The 16,354-nt window shown below is 66.9% G+C and carries 19 protein-coding genes; 7 read left to right on the top strand and 12 right to left on the bottom strand.

Features of this window, described 5'->3' with window-relative positions; genetic code table 11:
- Positions 1 to 52 precede the first annotated feature (52 nt).
- From ACVOLJ_RS07445 to ACVOLJ_RS07460, 4 genes are all read left to right on the top strand, one after another.
- Positions 53 to 1,258 (top strand): sensor histidine kinase, encoded by a 1,206-nt coding sequence (locus tag ACVOLJ_RS07445; RefSeq protein WP_475277753.1) that lies wholly within the window; start codon positions 53 to 55, stop codon positions 1,256 to 1,258.
- Complete coding sequence (locus ACVOLJ_RS07450) at positions 1,258 to 1,899, top strand: response regulator (protein ID WP_025873873.1); 642 nt, start codon at positions 1,258 to 1,260, stop codon at positions 1,897 to 1,899. Before ACVOLJ_RS07445 ends, ACVOLJ_RS07450 begins: the two co-directional genes overlap by 1 nt.
- Positions 1,900 to 2,132: 233 nt before the next feature.
- Entirely contained in the window at positions 2,133 to 3,206 is a 1,074-nt protein-coding gene (locus ACVOLJ_RS07455; protein WP_475277754.1) for a polyketide cyclase, read from the top strand.
- Positions 3,207 to 3,310: 104 nt separating this feature from the next.
- A complete protein-coding gene (locus ACVOLJ_RS07460) occupies positions 3,311 to 3,682 on the top strand; it encodes a DUF423 domain-containing protein (protein WP_481563823.1) in 372 nt (123 codons plus the stop codon).
- A gap of 496 nt (positions 3,683 to 4,178) precedes the next feature.
- On the opposite strand, the gene ACVOLJ_RS07465 is transcribed toward ACVOLJ_RS07460, so the two are convergent.
- The 5 genes from ACVOLJ_RS07465 to ACVOLJ_RS07485 are packed head-to-tail and all read right to left on the bottom strand — an operon-like array spanning position 4,179 to position 6,903.
- The gene (locus ACVOLJ_RS07465; RefSeq protein WP_481563824.1) at positions 4,179 to 4,988 is read right to left on the bottom strand and encodes a M15 family metallopeptidase; all 810 of its coding nucleotides are present in this window, start codon (positions 4,986 to 4,988) and stop codon (positions 4,179 to 4,181) included.
- Between the two features lie 9 nt (positions 4,989 to 4,997).
- Positions 4,998 to 5,591: a PH domain-containing protein gene (locus ACVOLJ_RS07470; protein WP_481563825.1), complete on the bottom strand. Its 594-nt coding sequence runs from the start codon at positions 5,589 to 5,591 to the stop codon at positions 4,998 to 5,000.
- 29 nt (positions 5,592 to 5,620) lie between these two features.
- Positions 5,621 to 5,800, bottom strand: a complete 180-nt coding sequence (locus ACVOLJ_RS07475; RefSeq protein ID WP_475277758.1) for a DUF4177 domain-containing protein — start codon at positions 5,798 to 5,800, stop codon at positions 5,621 to 5,623.
- Positions 5,797 to 5,976 (bottom strand): type II toxin-antitoxin system antitoxin, encoded by a 180-nt coding sequence (locus ACVOLJ_RS07480; RefSeq protein ID WP_475277759.1) that lies wholly within the window; start codon positions 5,974 to 5,976, stop codon positions 5,797 to 5,799. Before ACVOLJ_RS07480 ends, ACVOLJ_RS07475 begins: the two co-directional genes overlap by 4 nt.
- A gap of 45 nt (positions 5,977 to 6,021) precedes the next feature.
- On the bottom strand, positions 6,022 to 6,903 hold the full coding sequence (locus ACVOLJ_RS07485) for an SPFH domain-containing protein (protein ID WP_475277760.1): 882 nt from the start codon (positions 6,901 to 6,903) through the stop codon (positions 6,022 to 6,024).
- A 146-nt stretch (positions 6,904 to 7,049) separates the two neighbouring features.
- On the opposite strand from ACVOLJ_RS07485, the gene purT reads away from it, so the two are divergent.
- Positions 7,050 to 8,237 carry a formate-dependent phosphoribosylglycinamide formyltransferase gene (purT, locus tag ACVOLJ_RS07490; RefSeq protein ID WP_475277761.1) on the top strand — a complete coding sequence of 396 codons (1,188 nt, stop codon included), beginning with the start codon at positions 7,050 to 7,052 and terminating at the stop codon, positions 8,235 to 8,237.
- Positions 8,238 to 8,351: 114 nt separating this feature from the next.
- Here purT and ACVOLJ_RS07495 read toward each other — a convergent pair whose 3' ends face one another.
- Positions 8,352 to 9,557, bottom strand: coding sequence for an endonuclease/exonuclease/phosphatase family protein (locus ACVOLJ_RS07495; protein ID WP_481563826.1), 1,206 nt, complete (start codon positions 9,555 to 9,557; stop codon positions 8,352 to 8,354).
- 38 nt (positions 9,558 to 9,595) lie between these two features.
- The gene (locus tag ACVOLJ_RS07500; RefSeq protein ID WP_481563827.1) at positions 9,596 to 10,351 is read right to left on the bottom strand and encodes an arginyltransferase; all 756 of its coding nucleotides are present in this window, start codon (positions 10,349 to 10,351) and stop codon (positions 9,596 to 9,598) included.
- A gap of 155 nt (positions 10,352 to 10,506) precedes the next feature.
- Between ACVOLJ_RS07500 and ACVOLJ_RS07505 the strand changes: the two genes are divergently transcribed.
- Positions 10,507 to 11,070: an EF-hand domain-containing protein gene (locus ACVOLJ_RS07505; RefSeq protein ID WP_481563828.1), complete on the top strand. Its 564-nt coding sequence runs from the start codon at positions 10,507 to 10,509 to the stop codon at positions 11,068 to 11,070.
- A gap of 51 nt (positions 11,071 to 11,121) precedes the next feature.
- Here the strand turns inward: ACVOLJ_RS07505 and ACVOLJ_RS07510 are convergent, their stop codons facing one another.
- The 4 genes from ACVOLJ_RS07510 to ACVOLJ_RS07525 form a co-directional block, all read right to left on the bottom strand.
- The gene (locus tag ACVOLJ_RS07510; RefSeq protein ID WP_481563829.1) at positions 11,122 to 12,345 is read right to left on the bottom strand and encodes an RNA polymerase sigma factor; all 1,224 of its coding nucleotides are present in this window, start codon (positions 12,343 to 12,345) and stop codon (positions 11,122 to 11,124) included.
- A gap of 174 nt (positions 12,346 to 12,519) precedes the next feature.
- On the bottom strand, positions 12,520 to 13,035 hold the full coding sequence (locus ACVOLJ_RS07515; protein ID WP_475277766.1) for a pathogenicity-like protein: 516 nt from the start codon (positions 13,033 to 13,035) through the stop codon (positions 12,520 to 12,522).
- Positions 13,036 to 13,039: 4 nt separating this feature from the next.
- The gene (gene tesB, locus ACVOLJ_RS07520; protein ID WP_475277767.1) at positions 13,040 to 13,993 is read right to left on the bottom strand and encodes an acyl-CoA thioesterase II; all 954 of its coding nucleotides are present in this window, start codon (positions 13,991 to 13,993) and stop codon (positions 13,040 to 13,042) included.
- Between the two features lie 258 nt (positions 13,994 to 14,251).
- Entirely contained in the window at positions 14,252 to 15,028 is a 777-nt protein-coding gene (locus ACVOLJ_RS07525; protein WP_475277768.1) for an enoyl-CoA hydratase/isomerase family protein, read from the bottom strand.
- A gap of 34 nt (positions 15,029 to 15,062) precedes the next feature.
- Here ACVOLJ_RS07525 and ACVOLJ_RS07530 point away from each other — a divergent pair, with 34 nt between their 5' ends.
- Positions 15,063 to 15,509 carry a copper chaperone PCu(A)C gene (locus tag ACVOLJ_RS07530; RefSeq protein WP_475277769.1) on the top strand — a complete coding sequence of 149 codons (447 nt, stop codon included), beginning with the start codon at positions 15,063 to 15,065 and terminating at the stop codon, positions 15,507 to 15,509.
- Positions 15,510 to 15,569: 60 nt separating this feature from the next.
- On the opposite strand, the gene ACVOLJ_RS07535 is transcribed toward ACVOLJ_RS07530, so the two are convergent.
- Positions 15,570 to 16,295, bottom strand: a complete 726-nt coding sequence (locus ACVOLJ_RS07535; RefSeq protein WP_475277770.1) for an enolase — start codon at positions 16,293 to 16,295, stop codon at positions 15,570 to 15,572.
- Between the last annotated feature and the right edge of the window lie 59 nt (positions 16,296 to 16,354).

Here is a 16,354-nt window from a genome sequence, read left to right on the forward strand (position 1 = left end):
CGAACATGACTTTCGGCGCTTGGGCGTTGCCGCGCACAGGCTACGATGGGTGATGCTGGCCCGACTGAACCACAATGCGATGCTGCGCTACTCCGGGTTGTTCACCTGGGGCACCGTCGGCCTTTGGCTGGCGATCTACCTGATCGATCCGGTCTCGCTGACCCTGGAGAGCCTGGATGGCGAAGCCGGCTTCAGGATCATTCCCTGGGCCTCGGCTTACCTTGCCTTCGGCTTCGTGTACTGGGTACTGACCCGCTCGCTGGGTGAGAGCCGGCCGGGCTTCTTCGACCATGCCGCCCTGATCCTGCTCACCGCCTGCGCGATCGGCGTGAGCTATTTCTCCGGCACCGCGCTGGGCAGCATCCTGTTGATGGTGGTGGCCGGGCTGCTGCCCTGGCTGCTGGGCCCACGCATCGGCGTGGTCTGGCTGGTGGCCAGCAATCTGGCCGTGCTGCCGGTCTACATCCAGCCGCTGGGCTTCCCGCCGGTCATCGCCGTGCTGCAGGCGATCGGCTACATGGGCTTCTCCAGCTTCGTGTTCGTGATCGCGCTGGTGGCCCGCCGCCAGGCCGAGGCACGCGAGGAGCAGCGCCGCCTGAACGCCGAACTGCGGGCCACCCGAGCCCTGTTGGCCGAGAGTGCGCGGGTGAACGAGCGCACCCGCATTTCGCGTGAACTGCACGACCTGCTGGGCCACCAGCTGACCGCCTTGACGCTCAACCTGGAAGTGGCCGGGCATCTGGCCGAGGGCCAGGCGCTGGAGCATGTGAAACGCTCCCATGCGCTGGCAAAACTGCTGCTCGGCAACGTGCGCGAGGTGGTCAGCCAGCTGCGCGAGACCGGTGCCATCGACCTGGCCGCCGCGCTGCGGCCGCTCACCGAGCACGTGCCTTCGCTGGACATCCAGCTGGAGATCGAAGAGCCGCTGAACGTGGAGGACCCGCAGCGGGCCCACGTGCTGCTGCGCTGCACCCAGGAGATCATCACCAATACGGTGCGCCACGCCGGTGCCCGCCACCTGTGGCTGCGGGTGTACCGTGAGGCGCCCGACCGTGTAGTGGTGGAGGCCCGGGACGACGGCGTCGGGGCGGAAACGGTCAATGTGGGCAATGGCTTGCGCGGCATGCGCGAACGCCTGCAACAATGTGGAGGCCAGCTGCAGGTGGAGACCCGCCCCGGCGAAGGCTTCCGGCTGCGGGCGACGGTACCGGCAACGGTGGTGGCCGCCCTTACCCAGGTTCCTGAAGGAGTGCGTTGATGATTCGCGTCTGCCTGGTCGACGACCAAACCCTGGTGCGGCAGGGAATCCGCTCGCTGCTGGCATTGGACGACGGCATCGAAGTGGTGGCCGAGGCTGCCGATGGCCGCCAGGCGGTCGAGCTGATCCCGCAGATCCGTCCGGACGTGGTGCTGATGGACATGCGCATGCCGGTGATGTCCGGGCTGGAAGCGCTGCAGGTGCTGTCGCGGCAGGAACAGCTGCCACCGACCATCATCCTCACCACGTTCGATGACGACCAGCTGGTGCTGGCCGGGCTGAAGGCCGGTGCCAAGGGCTACCTGCTCAAGGACGTGACCCTGGCACAGCTGGTCGGGGCGATCCGGACCGTGGCCGACGGCGGCTCGCTGGTGCAACCGGCGGTCACCCAGCGCCTGCTTTCCGGGCTGGAGCACATGCGCAACGACTTCGTCAGCCTGGATCGGCCCGATCCGCTGACCGACCGTGAAACCGAGATCCTGCGGCTGATGGCCAGCGGTTTCTCCAACAAGGAGATCGCCAATTCGTTGGGGGTCGCCGAAGGAACGATCAAGAACCACGTATCCAACATCCTCTCCAAGCTGGGCGTACGCGACCGCACGCGTGCCGTGCTGAAGGCGTTCGAACTTCAATTGGTCTGAGGAAAATCCTTTTGCGACAAAGGCTTGGGCCGAAACCCTGGTCCTGATGCCGGGTTACCCCTTCTTGTGGGGTACGGGTATGCGTTACCCTTCGAATTCTTTGTCCATACAAATGCGCAGCCGGCACGGAAACCGGTGCGCCAATCCCGATAACCAATGCCCGCGAAGCCTGCTAGGATTGGCGCTTCGCTTCAATCAACCCGGCCGTGGGATCGGCCCCGGAGACTCTCTGAATGACCCGTATTATCGAGTTCCTGATCGCCTTGGGGATCGTGGCTGGCCTGTTCGTCATCATTGGCGTCTGTCTGCCGGGCGAGCGTCACATCACCGAAAGCATCGAGACCAACCGCAAGATGACGATCGTGTACGACACGGTCAGCAGCCTGCGCCGCTTCAAGGACTGGAACCCGCTGGTACTGCGCGATCCCGCCGTTGAACTGAAGCTGTCCGGCCCGGCCTCCGGCGTCGGTGCCACCCTCGACTTCACCTCCAAGGACCTGGGCACCGGTTCCTGGAAGATCACCGAAGCCGAGGAGAACAAGCGTGTTGTGATCGCCATCGACGACGCCACCAAGGGTCACGACAAGGTCAGCACCTTCACCCTGGAGCCGACCGGCAAGGGCGGTCGCAACGTCAAGATCACCCAGGACTACTCGGTGAAGTACGGCTTCGACCTGTTCGGCCGCTACGCAGGTCTGTATGTCAGCCGCCAGATCGGCGATGACATCAAGATGGGCCTGTCGCGCATGGCGAACATGCTGGCCACCGTGCCGAACGTCGACTACCGCACCGCCGAAGCCCCGCTGACCGATCTGGGCATCGTCGATGTTCCGGCCGAGGACCTGCTGGTCGTCACCGCCGGCAACGTCGATCGCGGCCAGGATTCCATCACCAAGTCCATCAAGGACAACCAGGAGTGGATCAAGCGCGTGATCGAGGCCAATGGCCTGGAAGCCGCCGGCCCGCTGCGTATCATCACCACCGATTTCGGTGCTGAGAAGTACGCCTTCGACATCGCACAGCCGGTGAAGAAGAAGGGTGCTGAAGGCACTTCGGCTGAAGAGCTGAGCGTGAAGATCGACGGTGGCGCACCGGTCAAGTACGTCCGCGCTGCACCGCACCGTTCGGCGCATGCGGCCTACACCGGCCACATGGCAGGCCTGGACGTTGCCCGCAGCGCCCTGCGCGCCTGGGCCGTGACCTCGGGTAACGAAGTCATCGACCGTCCGTACGAAACCTGGAAGGACGGCGTGGACAAGTCGTTCACCCCGGAAGCAACGTACGACATCTACTGGGCCGTCAAGTAAGCCTCGGCTGACCCATGTAGTGTTGAACACGAAAACGCGCCGCTTCCTGCGGCGCGTTTTTTTTTATCCCGGGCCCGCTGTCGGGCACTGCGCAAGGAGCTGCCATGTTCAATACCGAACGACGCGCGCGTAAACCTTCTCTGCTGGCTTGTCTGGGGGCGCTGCTGGCGGCGGCTTCGATCGGCCTGTCCGCCTACGCTTCGCACGGTGTTGCCGATCCGCTGGCGCAGCAGCATCTGAACATGGCGGCGTTGTACGCGTTCGCGCATGGCGCGGTGCTGGTGGCGCTGGGTCCACGTGCGCAGGGCGCGATCGCGCATCTGGCGTTGTACGTGCTGCTGCTGGGCGTGCTGCTGTTTTCCGGCAGCCTGGTGGGCGGCGCGCTGTGGCAGTTGCAGACGCGGCTGGCGCCGATCGGTGGCACCACGCTGATGGCCGGGTGGGTGTTGCTGGCGATCAACGCATTGAGGCGGTAGCTGAATCGAGATTGTCGCTTCAATCCATGCTGATGCGATCTGCACCGTTCATGGGCGTTACTTTTCTTTTCGCGCGAAAAGAAAAGTAACCAAAAGAAACGCGCCGCCGGCCGCGAGCCGGCGCTGCGCACCGGTGCCCTGTGCTCCTTGGCCCATCGAGGGGCGGTCCGGGAACTCGCTGCGCTCAGACACCCGTACCTCTTCGCCCTCGCCGGACCTGCGGTGCTCGGCTCGCTTGAAGGCGGACCCAACAGCCGCGCGCTGATCCGTTATAGAGGCTTCGAGCAAGGCGACCCGCTTTTGTCTTTGCTCTCTTGTTTCATTCCGTGGCGGACGCACGCGGAATCTGTCCGTGGCCGGGTGGGTGGGTTGCGCCGGGGCGTAAGCGCCATGGATGGCGCGCCCGAGCCTACAGGGACGTATTTACGGCGTCCCCTGCGCAGCCCACCCGCCCGGACAACCCCATGGATTTCGCCTTGCAGCCGCCACGAGGGGCTCAGCCGTTGGCCGGTCCCCAGCACCAGTGCCACGGTTCGTAGACGATCCCGTGCGGGTTGTCGCGTGGGTAGCTCAACTGGAAACCATGCGGCCCGGCGTTGGCCTGCAACCAGGCGAAGGCATCGGTCGCCTCGAAGGTTTCTTCGGCCGCTGCGTCGCCCGGCGTGCCGATGTCCAGCGCGTGGCCGCTGTGGTGTTCGCTGAAGCCCGGTGCGGCATTGACCTTCAGGATCTCCGGCACGCTCAGCCCGCGTGCCAGCTTCCGCTCGAAGATGCCCAGCTGGTAGGCGTGGCTGCGGAAGCCGGAAATGGCGTCCAGTGCGATGCCATCGCGTGCGGCGTGCAGGCGCATCCGGCGCCAGCCCTGGGCCGCGCCACGGCGCAACCACAGGGGCCGGCCGAAGCGGTCACGGCCGGCGAAGTGCAGCAGGCAGGGCTCGGCTTCCAGCGGCAGGCCGCTGTGGTCGGCATAGCGCTGCGCATCCAGGCCCAGCTGTTGCAGCCGTTGCTGCAGGCCCGCCACCGGCAGCCACTGCTGGTCCAGCGTGACCGCAAACGGACGGGCGCGCGCCGCGTCCAGCAATGCCAAGGCCTCCTCCACGCCAGGTTCGCGCGGCAGGCGCGGCACCAGCGAATGCACGCCCTGCGCCAGCACAGCGGCCAGATAGCGCCCATCCTGCTTGCGCCGCAGTACCCAGCGCGCGCGCGACAGCAGGCGTGCATCCAGGTTGCTGCGCGCGCGCAGCAGGGTGGCTGGCCACAGTTCGATGGCCTCGGTATTGATCAACAGCGGAGCGGTGCGGTGCATCGTTCCAGCTTACTGCCGTGGCGCGAGGGCGGCCACCTTGCGCAGCGCGTCCAGCAGCGCCTGCGGCCGTTCCAGGCTGAGCAGCAGGGCAGTGCCGCCGCGCACCGGAATCACCAGGGTGCGGGTGCGGTCGGTCACCAGCGCGAACCCTTTGCCGCCCCCCTGCAGGCGGAAGTGCCCGGAGTAGAAGCCGGGCATGCTGTAGCCATTGGTCTTGAACCGGATGCCATAGCGGCGGTCACGGCCGAGATCGACCACCTCGGCCTGGTCCAGCAGCAGATCGGCCACCGGCGTGCGACGGCGGTACAGCGTGGAACGCACGTCCAGCACGTTGCCCGCCAGCGCTACCTGGCGGCGGAAGAATGCCCAGCCCAGGCCGACCCCGATCAACACCACCACCGCCATGCTCCACGCCGCGCTGCCACCCATCAGGAAAAACGGCGGCGCCAGCGTGATCTCGATCCAGGGGGCATCACTGCGGTTGTCGTGCAGCTGCGCCCAGGCGCCGATGCCCAGCACCAGCAGCAGCGGCAGCAGCACCCACAACACCCGCAGTGGCGAACTCTCGGCAACATCGAAGGTTTTCGGGTCACTACCACTCATCACGTCATCTCCCTATGCGCGCGACGCGCTCATGCTTCCTTCTTGAACACCAGCAGGGCCGGGCGCATCGGCGACGGGATGATGATGTTCACCAGTTCCCAGCCCAGCTGGCCCTGGCGGCTCAGTTCGGCCTGGATGTCCTCGGCCTTCTGCAGGCCCATCAGCGAGGTCTTGACCTCGACGGTCAGGTAGCTCCAGCGCTTGCTCATTCCTTGTCCTCCTGCGATGCCTTCGGTTTGGGCAGGCGGCCTGCCTTGCGCAGCGCGTCGCGCAACACGTACTCGATCTGCGCGTTGAGGCTGCGCAGTTCATCGTCCGCCCAGCGCTGTGCGGCCGCCAGGACCTCGGCGTTGATGCGCAGCGGATAGGCTTTTTTCTCGCTCATGCAGACTCCTGGCGGGGCGGTGGGGCGCCCCGTTGCGAGGATGGCTCAGTACAGCGAACCGGTGTTGACCACCGGCTGCGTGCCGCGGTCCGAGCACAGCACGGTCAACAGGTTGCTGACCATGTGTGCCTTGCGCTCCTCGTCCAGCTGCACCACGCCGTTCTTCTGCAGCTCGGCCAGTGCCATCTCGACCATGCCGACCGCGCCGGCAACGATGCGCGTACGCGCGGCGATCACCGCATTGGCCTGCTGGCGCTGCAGCATCGCCTGGGCGATTTCGGCGGCGTAGGCCAGATGGCTGATGCGCGCGTCGATCACCTGCACGCCGGCATCGGCCAGGCGCTCGGCCAGTTCGTTCTTCAGGTGCTGGGAAATCTCGCTGGCATGGCTGCGCAGAGCGAGCTGGCCTTCTTCGTGCTGGTCATACGGGTAGCTGGTGGCCATGGCGCGCAGTGCCGATTCGGACTGGATGTGCACGAAGCTCTCGTAGTCGTCCACGTTGTAGACCGCTTCAGATGCATCGACCACCTGCCAGACGATCACCGCGGCGATCTCGATCGGGCTGCCGTCCAGCTCGTTGACCTTCAGCTTGCCGCTCTCGAAGTTGCGCACGCGCTGGCTGACGCGGCGCTTGCTGAAGAAGGGGTTGTTCCAGCGCAGGCCGTTGTCCTTGACCGTGCCCACGTACTTGCCGAACAGACTGATCACCGCCGCCTGGTTGGGCTGCACGGTGTACAGGCCGGCCAGGGCGATCAACGCCAGCGCTGCGATGAGCAGCCCCGCCAGGAGCAGCAGCACGTTCGGTGCGCCGGTACTGGCCTTCGCCGCGACCCCCAGCACGAACAGCGCACCGCCGGCGGCGGCCACAAGCAGGGCCCCGGCGAGCGCGCCCAGGCCGTTGAGGGAGGACAGTGACTTCTCTTTCATGGCGGTACGTCCTTGAGGGTTCCAGATCAAGATATCAAAGTGATATCACCTTAGGGCAACCGTTCGTCGGTTGCTCATTCGCCGGGGGCTGCGCCCGGACCGGATAGAATGCCCACCCGTCTTCACATTGCTGCTGGAACCCCGCCATGGCCAAGCTTGGAACTCCGCTGTCTCCCTCTGCCACCCGCGTGCTGCTGCTGGGCTCGGGTGAACTGGGCAAGGAGGTGGCCATCGAGCTGCAGCGGCTGGGCGTTGAAGTGATCGCCGCCGACCGCTACGCCGATGCCCCGGCCATGCAGGTGGCGCACCGTTCGCACGTGATCGACATGCTGGACGCGATGGCCCTGCGTGCGCTGATCGCGCAGGAGCAGCCGCACCTGGTGGTACCGGAGATCGAGGCCATCCACACCGAGACCCTGGTGCAGCTGGAACAGGAGCAGGGCCTGCGGGTGATCCCGACCGCGCGCGCTGCACGCCTGACCATGGACCGTGAAGGCATCCGCCGCCTGGCCGCCGAGACCCTGGGCCTGCCGACCTCGCCGTACCGCTTCGTCGATACCGAGGCCGAGTACCGCGCCGCCGTGGCCGCCATCGGCCTGCCGTGCGTGGTCAAGCCGGTGATGTCGTCCTCGGGCAAGGGCCAGAGCACCCTGCGCAGCGAGGCGGACATCGCCCCGGCCTGGGATTACGCGCAGACCGGTGGCCGCGCCGGAGCCGGCCGCTGCATCGTGGAGGGCTTCATCGACTTCGATTACGAGATCACGCTGCTGACCGTGCGTCATGCCGATGGCACCTCGTTCTGCGCACCGATCGGCCATCTGCAGAAGGACGGCGACTACCGCGAGAGCTGGCAGCCGCAGCCGATGTCGGACAAGGCGCTGGCGCGTGCCGAGGAAATCTCGCGTGCGATCACCGATGATCTCGGTGGCTGGGGCCTGTTCGGTGTGGAGTTGTTCGTGAAGGGCGACGAAGTGTGGTTCAGCGAAGTGTCGCCGCGCCCGCATGACACCGGCCTGGTAACGCTGGTGTCGCAGGAACTGAGCGAGTTCGCGCTGCATGCGCGCGCCATCCTCGGCCTGCCGATCCCGGTGATCCGCCAGAGCGGCCCGTCGGCCTCGTGCGCGCTGCTGGCGCACGGTGAGGGCGTGCCGTACTTCAACAACGTCGCCGCTGCATTGCAGGTGCCGGACACTGCCGTGCGCCTGTTCGGCAAGCCCAGCGTGCACGGCCATCGCCGCGTGGGCGTGACCCTGGCACGTGCGGAAACCATCGACCAAGCGCGTGCCATCGCACGTGATGCAGCCGAAGCCATCGGCGTCGAACTGCGCCCGTAACGGAGGAGCGACGACCAACGGTCGTCGCCTACCGGATTTCGGTGGGTACCGACCGTTGGTCGGTACTCTCTTCACGCTTGAAAAAGCCGCCGGGCACGACCCGGCGCTACCAGGTTATTTAACGTCCACCCACACCAGGTGGTGGTCGCTGCCATCGGCGATCTTCGCTTCCGGGCTTTCATTGGCCGGCCAGAACACGCCGCTGCCGATGTACTCAAACCCGGTCGAGGGCAGCACATAGTCCAGGCGCATCGTGCCGGACTTCGGGCCGAAATCGCCGGTGGCGTGGAACGGTGCGCCCTTGCGCTCGATGCCCTTGGCGGCATAGGCAAGGCTGGTCTGTTCGCCACCGACGCTGCGTGGGGTGGGGTAGCGCAGCACGCGCGCGTTCTCGATCAGCTCGACGATGGCCTCGTGGCGGCCATCGCCATCGACCGGGTCGTTGTTGAGATCGCCAAGGATCACGAAGCGCGTGTCCTGAGCCAGACCGCCGCAGTGCCCCTTGTCGTCGCACAGCCACGGCTTGTCGCCACTGGACAGGTATTCCTGCCACAGCCGCAGCTCATCGTGGTTGCGCGCCGCGTTGCGCTTCTCCGGGCCGTCGAACACCGGCGGTGTCGGGTGCGAGACCAGCGCGTGCACCACGCCGGCCGGGGTCTTCACCGGCACGTCCCAGTGCGACTTCGACGACAGCCGCAACTGCGACCACACCGTATCGTTGTAGAACGACGTGCCAGTGCGCGGATCGACCGGTCGGATCGCGCCGGGCATCGCGCTCCACTTCAGCAGTTGGAAGCTGCGCACCTTGGCTTCATCGATCGGATAGCGCGACAGCACCAGCATGCCGTACTGGCCCGGGTGCAGGCCGTAGCCCCACGCGTCGTTGCCGCGGCCACGGCCTTCGCCGCCGACCACGCCGTTGTTGTCCAGGTCCAGGCCGCTGGGCACGCCGGTGTTGACCGGGGCCAGATAGCGGTAGGCGAAGTGCAGCGGCTTGCCGCCGCCGGGTTGGGCCACTTCCAGGTAGCGCTTCTGGAACAGGTCGGCGGCGCGGTGGGCGTCATCGAAATCGAATTCGTTCAACAGCACGATGTCCGGGCGCGCCTGCTGCAGCACCGCGGCGATCTTGCGCGCATGTTCGCTGTCGCCTTCCAGTTCCTTGATCAGGCCACCGGTCTCATCGGAGTAAAGCGAGGTGTTGTAGGTGGCCAGACGCAGCGCAGCGGACGGCTTCTCGGTCATCGCGGGAGAGGTGGCGAAGGCGGGGGCGGTGGCGCCGCAGAGCAGGGCCAGGGCAAGGATCTGGGGTCGGATGTTCATGGGGCGTATTGTGCACCCGGCCCGGTGTCAGTGGTTTGTCAGCGTCCGTCCAGTTCGTCGTCGAAGTCGTGCCAGCGGCGGCCATCGTAGGCTTCCAGCGGACGATAGCGGCGCTTGTAGTCCATCTTCTGGTGTTCGCGGATCCAGTAGCCCAGATACAGATGCGTCAGCCCCTCGCGACGGGCCCATTCCAGCTGCTGCAGGATCGCGAAAGTGCCCAGTCCGCGCGCGGCGTGCGCGGGGTCGAAGAAGGTGTAGACCGCCGACAGGCCCTGCTCGGTGACGTCGGTCACCGCCACGCCCAGCAGTTGGCTGGGCTGGCCGTCGTGGCCGGGCAGGCGCATTTCCAGGAAGCGGGTGTGCGACCAGCTGCCGATCAGGAACTGTTCGAACTCGTGCGGGCCGTGGTCGTCCATGCCGCCGTTGGCATGCCGGTGTACCAGGTAGCGGTGATACAGCTCGAACAGGTCATCGCGCGGGGTTGCAGCAGTAATGCGCACTTCCAGGTCGGCGTTGCGTGCCGCACAGCGGCGCTGGCTGCGATCGGGGGCAAAGCGGGCCACCGGGATGCGCACGGCCACACACGCGTGGCAGTGCGCGCAGTGCGGGCGATAGACCAGGTCGCCACTGCGGCGGAAGCCCCAGCTCAGGGCCAGCGGATACAGCTCGCCCAGGCGGCGGTCGTGCGGATCCAGCACCAGGTCGCGCGCAACCCGGTCCGGCCAGTACCCACAGGGGTGCTCGCCGGTCTGGAACAGTCGCAGTTCGTCGTCTCTGTCACCGTGTATCGCCATGGGCACAGCATAGCCCCAGCCTGTCGCAGGCGAGGCGACTGTCCGCCGGATGAATGGATCGGCCGGGCGCGTCAACCGGGGTCGCCCCCACGCGTTGTTGTCTCCCGAGGGTGAAGTGATCACCCCCGACGCATCCCCATTCCCAGGAGTGACCCATGATCCGTACCCCCCTGTTGCTGGCCCTGCTGCTGGGCACCTCCGCCTCCGGTATCGCGCTGGCGGCCGACACGCCGACGGCACCTGCGCAGCGTCCGGCCAAGCTGGATACCAACGGCGACGGTGTCATCGACCGCAGCGAGGCGGCCGCCAACCCGCGCCTGGCGGCGAAGTTCGACGAGCTGGACAAGAACAAGGACGGCAAGCTCTCGCGCGATGAAATGCCGCGCTGGAAGCACGGCCGCCACGGTGGTCGCGGTGGCGAGCGCTGGGCGGCACTGGACGCCAACAAGGATGGCCGCATCAGCCGCGAGGAAGCCAAGGCCGACCCGCGCCTGGCCGCGCGCTTCGACCAGCTTGATGTGAACAAGGACGGCTACCTGGACAAGGCCGACCGCGAGCTGCGCATGAAGCAGCATCGCGATGCCTGGTTTGCCGCCGCCGATACCAACAAGGATGGCCAGCTGAGCAAGGCCGAATTCGATGCTGCCAAGGGCCCGATGCACGGTGGCCCGCGCCACGGCGGCCCGCGTGATGGCGCCGCACCGAAACCGCAGCGCTGAGTTCCAGCAGCATGAAAGGAGACAACGCCGGCGCAGTGCCGGCGTTGTCGGTTACAGGCGGCCGCTGCGCAGCAGCGAGTACAGCACCAGACCGACGACCAGCAGGCTCAGGGTGATGAGGCTGGTGCGGCCGTACATCGATTCGTACTTCCAGTTGATGCCGGTGCGCCCGCGCCGTGCGGAATCGCGCGCGATCATCGGTGCCATCATCTTTTGCAGCGGCACCAGGCACTGGTAGTTGACCACGACCAGTCCCACCGCCAGCACCAGCAGCTGCGCCCAGACCGGGGCCTGCAGGATGGCCGCCGACAGCATCGCCAGGCACCAGACCAGGCTCGAGCCCACGTTGAGATAGAGGAAGCGGCGCACCCCGTCGCGTTCGGCCTCGGTCTCGGCGTAGGACATCAGGAAGCGCCCGCCGAGATAGCTGCCAACCGCACCGCCGACCACACCCGCGATGACCGCGATCCAGCTTGCCATCGGCAGCATGTGCAGCTGGCCCAGCGTGGCGGTGAGGGAGCCCAGCGCGGTGCCACCGGCAACGCTGGCGCCACCGAGGCCGAGTTTGCTGCCCCCCACGCCGACACCGACACCGGTGCCGAGCAGGATCGCTGCGCTGGCCGTGCCGGGTGCGGCCACCAGCACCATCGAGACCACTGTCGTTGCGAACGCCGCACTGGGCGCGCTGCTGCGTGCGAACTCGCCAAAACGCTGCAGCAGGCCTTCGCGCACCTGCACCCGTGCACGTGACAGACGCTTGCGCACTGCCGCGTCGCTGAGCCCGAGCAGGTCGGCCACCTGTTGCGAATGCTGGCCTTCGCGGTAGTACAGCAGCAGCACTTCGCGGCTGTCGGCGGGCAGGGCGGAGATGATGTCTTCGGCGGCCACTTCCTCTTCCAGCCGCTGCAGTCGATCGACGGCGCCTGGCGTGGGGTCGGCGGCCATGGTCAGTGCGACTTCGGCCGCCTCGCCAGTCAACGGGCGGCCACGTTGCGCGCGCAGCCAGTCGCGGGCCAGGTTGCGGGTGATCTGCCGCAGCCAGGGCAGGAAGCTGGTCCCGCTGCGCAGCTGGTGCAGCTGCTGCCAACCCTTCACGAAGGCTTCCTGGGCGATGTCCTCGCTGGCCTGGCGGTCGCCGGTGATGGCCAGGGCAATGGCGGTGACCGTGTTCTGGCAGGCCAGCACGATGCGCCCATAGGCATGCTGGCAGCCGCCCGCGGCCGCAGGCAGTTCGCGTTCCAGGGTCTGGTCGATCGATGCGGCGAAGGTCGTCATGGCGGCGGCTCTCCTGCTGGGATTGTGTCCCATGACGGAGCCGCGTGCCGGTTTGTGACCGGCCATGTGTCACGGTAGCGCCGGGCCATGCCCGGCGGCTCTTCTACAGGGCGATACGGCTGCTGACGCAGGCCGCTGCGCTCGCAGGGCATGGCCCGGCGCTACCGCCCCCGGTTACTTCGCGGGCTGGATGCGGACCCGCACTTCTTCCTCTTCCGGTGCCGTTTGCGGGGCCGGCCGCGGCTGCGCCTGCTGTGGCTGGGCCTGCGGGGCAGCGGCCGGTGCGACCGGCGCCGGAGCGCCGCGATGGCGCAGACCAATCACCAGGGCTACACCGGCGATCACCACCAGCAGGCCGATGCGGATGCGCCAGGCCCAGCTGCGTCCTCCACTGGGGGCGGCGACATCATCGCGGAAGGCGAACTCGGCGGTCGGGTGGTCACGGCGGGTGGTGTCGAGCAGGCGCGCCTCGCGCAGGATTTCGCGTGCCCGCGGCTGGTCGTCGGCGCGCACGATCCACACCGCCGGGTAGGCGTTGGCGTTACCCAGCTCGGTATAGCTGAACTGGCCGCGGCGACGGGTCTTGTACGAGCGACCGTTGGTGACCTTCACCTGGATGTCGTGGCTGCGCAGGAGCTCGGCCACGCCTTCGACGGTCTCTACGCGTTGGCTGCTGAAAATCTGACGCATCGGATCAATCCTTGGCCGGCACGGCGGCCGCTGCTGCCTGGTCCGGAACCACGCGGATCAAGCCTTCCTGGGCAGTGCTGGCCACCAGCACGCCATCACGGGTGAAGAACTGGCCGCGGGCCAGGCCGCGTGAATCCTGCGCGCTGGGGCTGTCCAGCGAGTACAGCAGCCAATCATCGGCGCGGAACGGGCGATGGAACCAGATCGCATGGTCCAGCGAGGCCATCTGCACGTGCGGGTGGTAGTAGCTGATGCCGTGCGGGAAGGTTGCCGTACCCAGCAGGTGGAAGTCCGAGGCATAGGCCAGCAGCGCCTGGTGCAGCTCGGGGGCATCACCGACGCGCTCGCTCAGGCGCAGCCAGACCTGGTGGTAGGGCGGCCGCTTGGGCGGGTTCAGTTCGTCGCGTGGGTAGACGTGGCGGAACTCGAACGGGCCACCGCGCGAGAGCCAGCGCTGGACCTTGATCGGCAGGCGTTCGAGCACCTCGGCCGGCAGCGGGCGGTTCGGCTCGATGTCTTCCGGCTGCGGTACCTCGGGCATCTTGTGCTGGTGCTCGGCACCGGTTTCGGCCTGCTGGAACGAGGCTGCGCAGAAGAAGATGACCTTGCCATGCTGGATCGCGGTAACCCGGCGCACCGAGAAACTGCCGCCGTCGCGGGTACGGTCCACGTCGTAGACGATGGGGTGGTCGATGTTGCCGGCACGCAGGAAGTAGGCGTGCAGCGAATGCACGTGGCGGCCGTTGTCGACCGTGGCCTGGGCAGCGGCCAGCGCCTGGCCCAGCACCTGCCCGCCAAACACGTACTTGGTGCCGATGTCGCGGCTCTGGCCGCGGAACAGGTTGTCCTCCAGCCGCTCCAGGGTGAGCAGGTCGATCAGCTCGGAGACGACGGGTTCGGGCGTGTCGTTCAAGGGGGCGGCCACAACAGAAGAGAGGAATCGATTATACCGGTGCATAGGCCCCCCTCATTCCCGCTTTCTACATGAAGCCACGCCTTCAGCCGAGCATGGCTCGGCACTACAACAGGCACGCAGCCGACTGTCGAAGGCCGGGTGGGGCTGGTTGCGGGGGCGTGAGCGCCATGGATGGCGCGACCGAGCTTACAGGGACGTACTTGCAGCGTCCCCCGCAATCGGCCCCATCCGGCCTCTCTGCGGGGAGCGGCTTTCGACGTTGACTTTGCCTTTGCGGGTGCCGGGCGGCAGCCCGGCGCGTTACTTGCCCAGCCGGGCGACCAGCGCCTGCAGGGCATTCTGCGCATCCGGTGCGAACCAGGCCTCGACGAAGCGGTCCAGCTGGATCAGGTCCGGGTGCAGGGCCTCGTGCAGCTCGGTGCGGGCGATGGCGCGGGTCAGCAGCATCGGCTGGCGCGGCTGCTTGAGCAGGTTCTGCAGCCAGGCCACCGCACGCGCCACCACCAGGTCACCCTCGGCAAGTTCATCGACCAGACCGATCTGCACCGCCTGTTCGGCGGGCACCAGCGCACCGGTGCTGAGCAGGATGCTGGAACGGTGCGCACCCACCGCGCGCCGCAGCAGGCGTTGGATGCCTTCGGGGGCGATCAGGCCGACCTGCACTTCGTTCAGGCCGATCGCATACGGACGCGACGGATCGGCACTGCGTGCCATCACCCGGTAATCGCAGCACAGCGCCAGCACGCAGCCGCCCGCCGGGGCGTGCCCGGTGATCGCCGCGACTACCGGGATACGGCTCTCGGCCAGCGTGCGCACGGCGCCGAAGAAGGCGTTCCAGGTGTCCAGAAGCTTGTGCTTGTCATCACCATGCGAGAGCAGATGCGGCACGTCCATGCCGCCAGTGAAGACGCGCTCGTTGCCGGACAGCACGATGCCGTGCGCGTCTTCGGCCATGGCCAGTTCAATGGCGTGGATCAACTGCCGGCACAGTTCGGTGTCCAGTGCATTGACCGGTGGCCGCGCCAGGCGCAGTTCGCGGATGGGGCCATGGTTGATCACCTCGATGAGCGTCGTCATGCTGCGGTCTCGTTGCGAAGAGGGAACTGAGACGATGATAACCAAACCATTCGTTGGCGTACTGTTGGTTCTGTGTGCGGCTGCAGCATCTGCTTCCGCCGCCGAAACGACGTGCGTCACCGTCGAGCAGGGCTGGGCGCGGCTGCCACCGAATCCGGCGATGCCGATGACCGCCGGTTACGGCGTGATCCATAACGGCTGCAGCAAGGCGGTGGCGATTACCGGCGCGACCAGCAGCGGCTTCGCTGATGTGTCGCTGCACGAGACCACGATCGTCGATGGCGTCAGCCGGATGCGCGCGATCGAGCGCCTGCCGCTGGCGCCGGGCGCGCGTGCCGAGCTCAAGCCCGGCGGCCTGCACCTGATGCTGATGCAGGGCAAGGGCGCGTTGAAGGAAGGACAGGTGCTGCCGCTGCGGCTGCAGTTGGAAGGCGATACCGAAGCCAGCGCGACGTTGACCGTGCGCAAGATCGCCCCGTGATGCACCGCCCGTTCCGCCGGGCCATGCCCGGCGAACGCGCTGCGCGGCGGTCATTCGGGTTTACGACCAGTCGTACGAGAACAGCACCGTGCGGCTTACCGGCTCGTACAGCATCACGATCGCGTCGGCGCCACTGGCGCACCAGTTGTAACCGGCCACTTCGGCCACGGCGAAAAATTTGTTGCCGTCGCGGGTGATGATGGCGCACTCGGCATCGTCAGGTGCATGGCGGTCGTCGGCGGCCTCGGTGAATGCCAGTGCGAATGCTGCCGGTATCTCGGCGGTCTCGATCCAGTTGCCGGTCGAGATCTGCCCGCCCAGCACATCCAGCCAGGCCTGCTCGCCGGGCTCGCCATCGCCATAGCGCGAGTAGCTGGCCAGGCGGCCATGCTGCTGGAAGTACGCCTGTGCCTTGGCATGGCTCCCGCGCATCTGCGCGATGTGTTCCAGTGCATCCTCGTCCTGCACCTGATCACCGATGAAGTAACCCGCATTGCCGAGGAAACGCATGCGGTTATCTGCCGTCAGCTCGAACGCGATCCAGTTGGTGCCGGTAAAATCGTTGTGGTGCGCTTCGGTTTCGTCGCCGATGCAGCCATCGTAGGGCTCGATCGGGCACAGCATCGTCGCCACCTGGCCGGCCAGTTCCGGGCGCAGCACCCCCAGGTCGATCTTCAGCAGCGGCAGCAGGTGCTGGCCGAGCCAGGCCTGGTCTTCGGGAAAGACGCCGGTGGGGAAGGGGACCATGCCGGGCAGCAGGTCGCGCAGTTCAGTCTGGTGGATCATTTCAGTCCTTTGAACAGTGTCGGTAGTGCCGGCCGCTGGCCGGCAACCTCATGATGTAT

Source organism: Stenotrophomonas sp. STEN046 (assembly GCF_056759755.1).

Excerpts from the sequence above, each read along its gene's own strand:
- ACVOLJ_RS07500 (WP_481563827.1), bottom strand. The coding sequence starts at position 10,351 with ATGGCGATACACGGTGACAGAGACGACGAACTGCGACTGTTCCAGACC.
- purT (WP_475277761.1), top strand. The coding sequence starts at position 7,050 with ATGGCCAAGCTTGGAACTCCGCTGTCTCCCTCTGCCACCCGCGTGCTG.
- ACVOLJ_RS07510 (WP_481563829.1), bottom strand. The coding sequence starts at position 12,345 with ATGACGACCTTCGCCGCATCGATCGACCAGACCCTGGAACGCGAACTG.
- ACVOLJ_RS07455 (WP_475277754.1), top strand. The coding sequence starts at position 2,133 with ATGACCCGTATTATCGAGTTCCTGATCGCCTTGGGGATCGTGGCTGGC.
- ACVOLJ_RS07495 (WP_481563826.1), bottom strand. The coding sequence starts at position 9,557 with ATGAACATCCGACCCCAGATCCTTGCCCTGGCCCTGCTCTGCGGCGCC.
- ACVOLJ_RS07465 (WP_481563824.1), bottom strand. The coding sequence starts at position 4,988 with ATGCACCGCACCGCTCCGCTGTTGATCAATACCGAGGCCATCGAACTG.
- ACVOLJ_RS07505 (WP_481563828.1), top strand. The coding sequence starts at position 10,507 with ATGATCCGTACCCCCCTGTTGCTGGCCCTGCTGCTGGGCACCTCCGCC.
- ACVOLJ_RS07460 (WP_481563823.1), top strand. The coding sequence starts at position 3,311 with ATGTTCAATACCGAACGACGCGCGCGTAAACCTTCTCTGCTGGCTTGT.
- ACVOLJ_RS07535 (WP_475277770.1), bottom strand. The coding sequence starts at position 16,295 with ATGATCCACCAGACTGAACTGCGCGACCTGCTGCCCGGCATGGTCCCC.
- ACVOLJ_RS07515 (WP_475277766.1), bottom strand. The coding sequence starts at position 13,035 with ATGCGTCAGATTTTCAGCAGCCAACGCGTAGAGACCGTCGAAGGCGTG.
- ACVOLJ_RS07480 (WP_475277759.1), bottom strand. The coding sequence starts at position 5,976 with ATGAGCGAGAAAAAAGCCTATCCGCTGCGCATCAACGCCGAGGTCCTG.
- ACVOLJ_RS07485 (WP_475277760.1), bottom strand. The coding sequence starts at position 6,903 with ATGAAAGAGAAGTCACTGTCCTCCCTCAACGGCCTGGGCGCGCTCGCC.
- ACVOLJ_RS07530 (WP_475277769.1), top strand. The coding sequence starts at position 15,063 with ATGATAACCAAACCATTCGTTGGCGTACTGTTGGTTCTGTGTGCGGCT.
- ACVOLJ_RS07445 (WP_475277753.1), top strand. The coding sequence starts at position 53 with ATGCTGGCCCGACTGAACCACAATGCGATGCTGCGCTACTCCGGGTTG.
- ACVOLJ_RS07475 (WP_475277758.1), bottom strand. The coding sequence starts at position 5,800 with ATGAGCAAGCGCTGGAGCTACCTGACCGTCGAGGTCAAGACCTCGCTG.
- tesB (WP_475277767.1), bottom strand. The coding sequence starts at position 13,993 with ATGCACCGGTATAATCGATTCCTCTCTTCTGTTGTGGCCGCCCCCTTG.
- ACVOLJ_RS07450 (WP_025873873.1), top strand. The coding sequence starts at position 1,258 with ATGATTCGCGTCTGCCTGGTCGACGACCAAACCCTGGTGCGGCAGGGA.
- ACVOLJ_RS07470 (WP_481563825.1), bottom strand. The coding sequence starts at position 5,591 with ATGAGTGGTAGTGACCCGAAAACCTTCGATGTTGCCGAGAGTTCGCCA.
- ACVOLJ_RS07525 (WP_475277768.1), bottom strand. The coding sequence starts at position 15,028 with ATGACGACGCTCATCGAGGTGATCAACCATGGCCCCATCCGCGAACTG.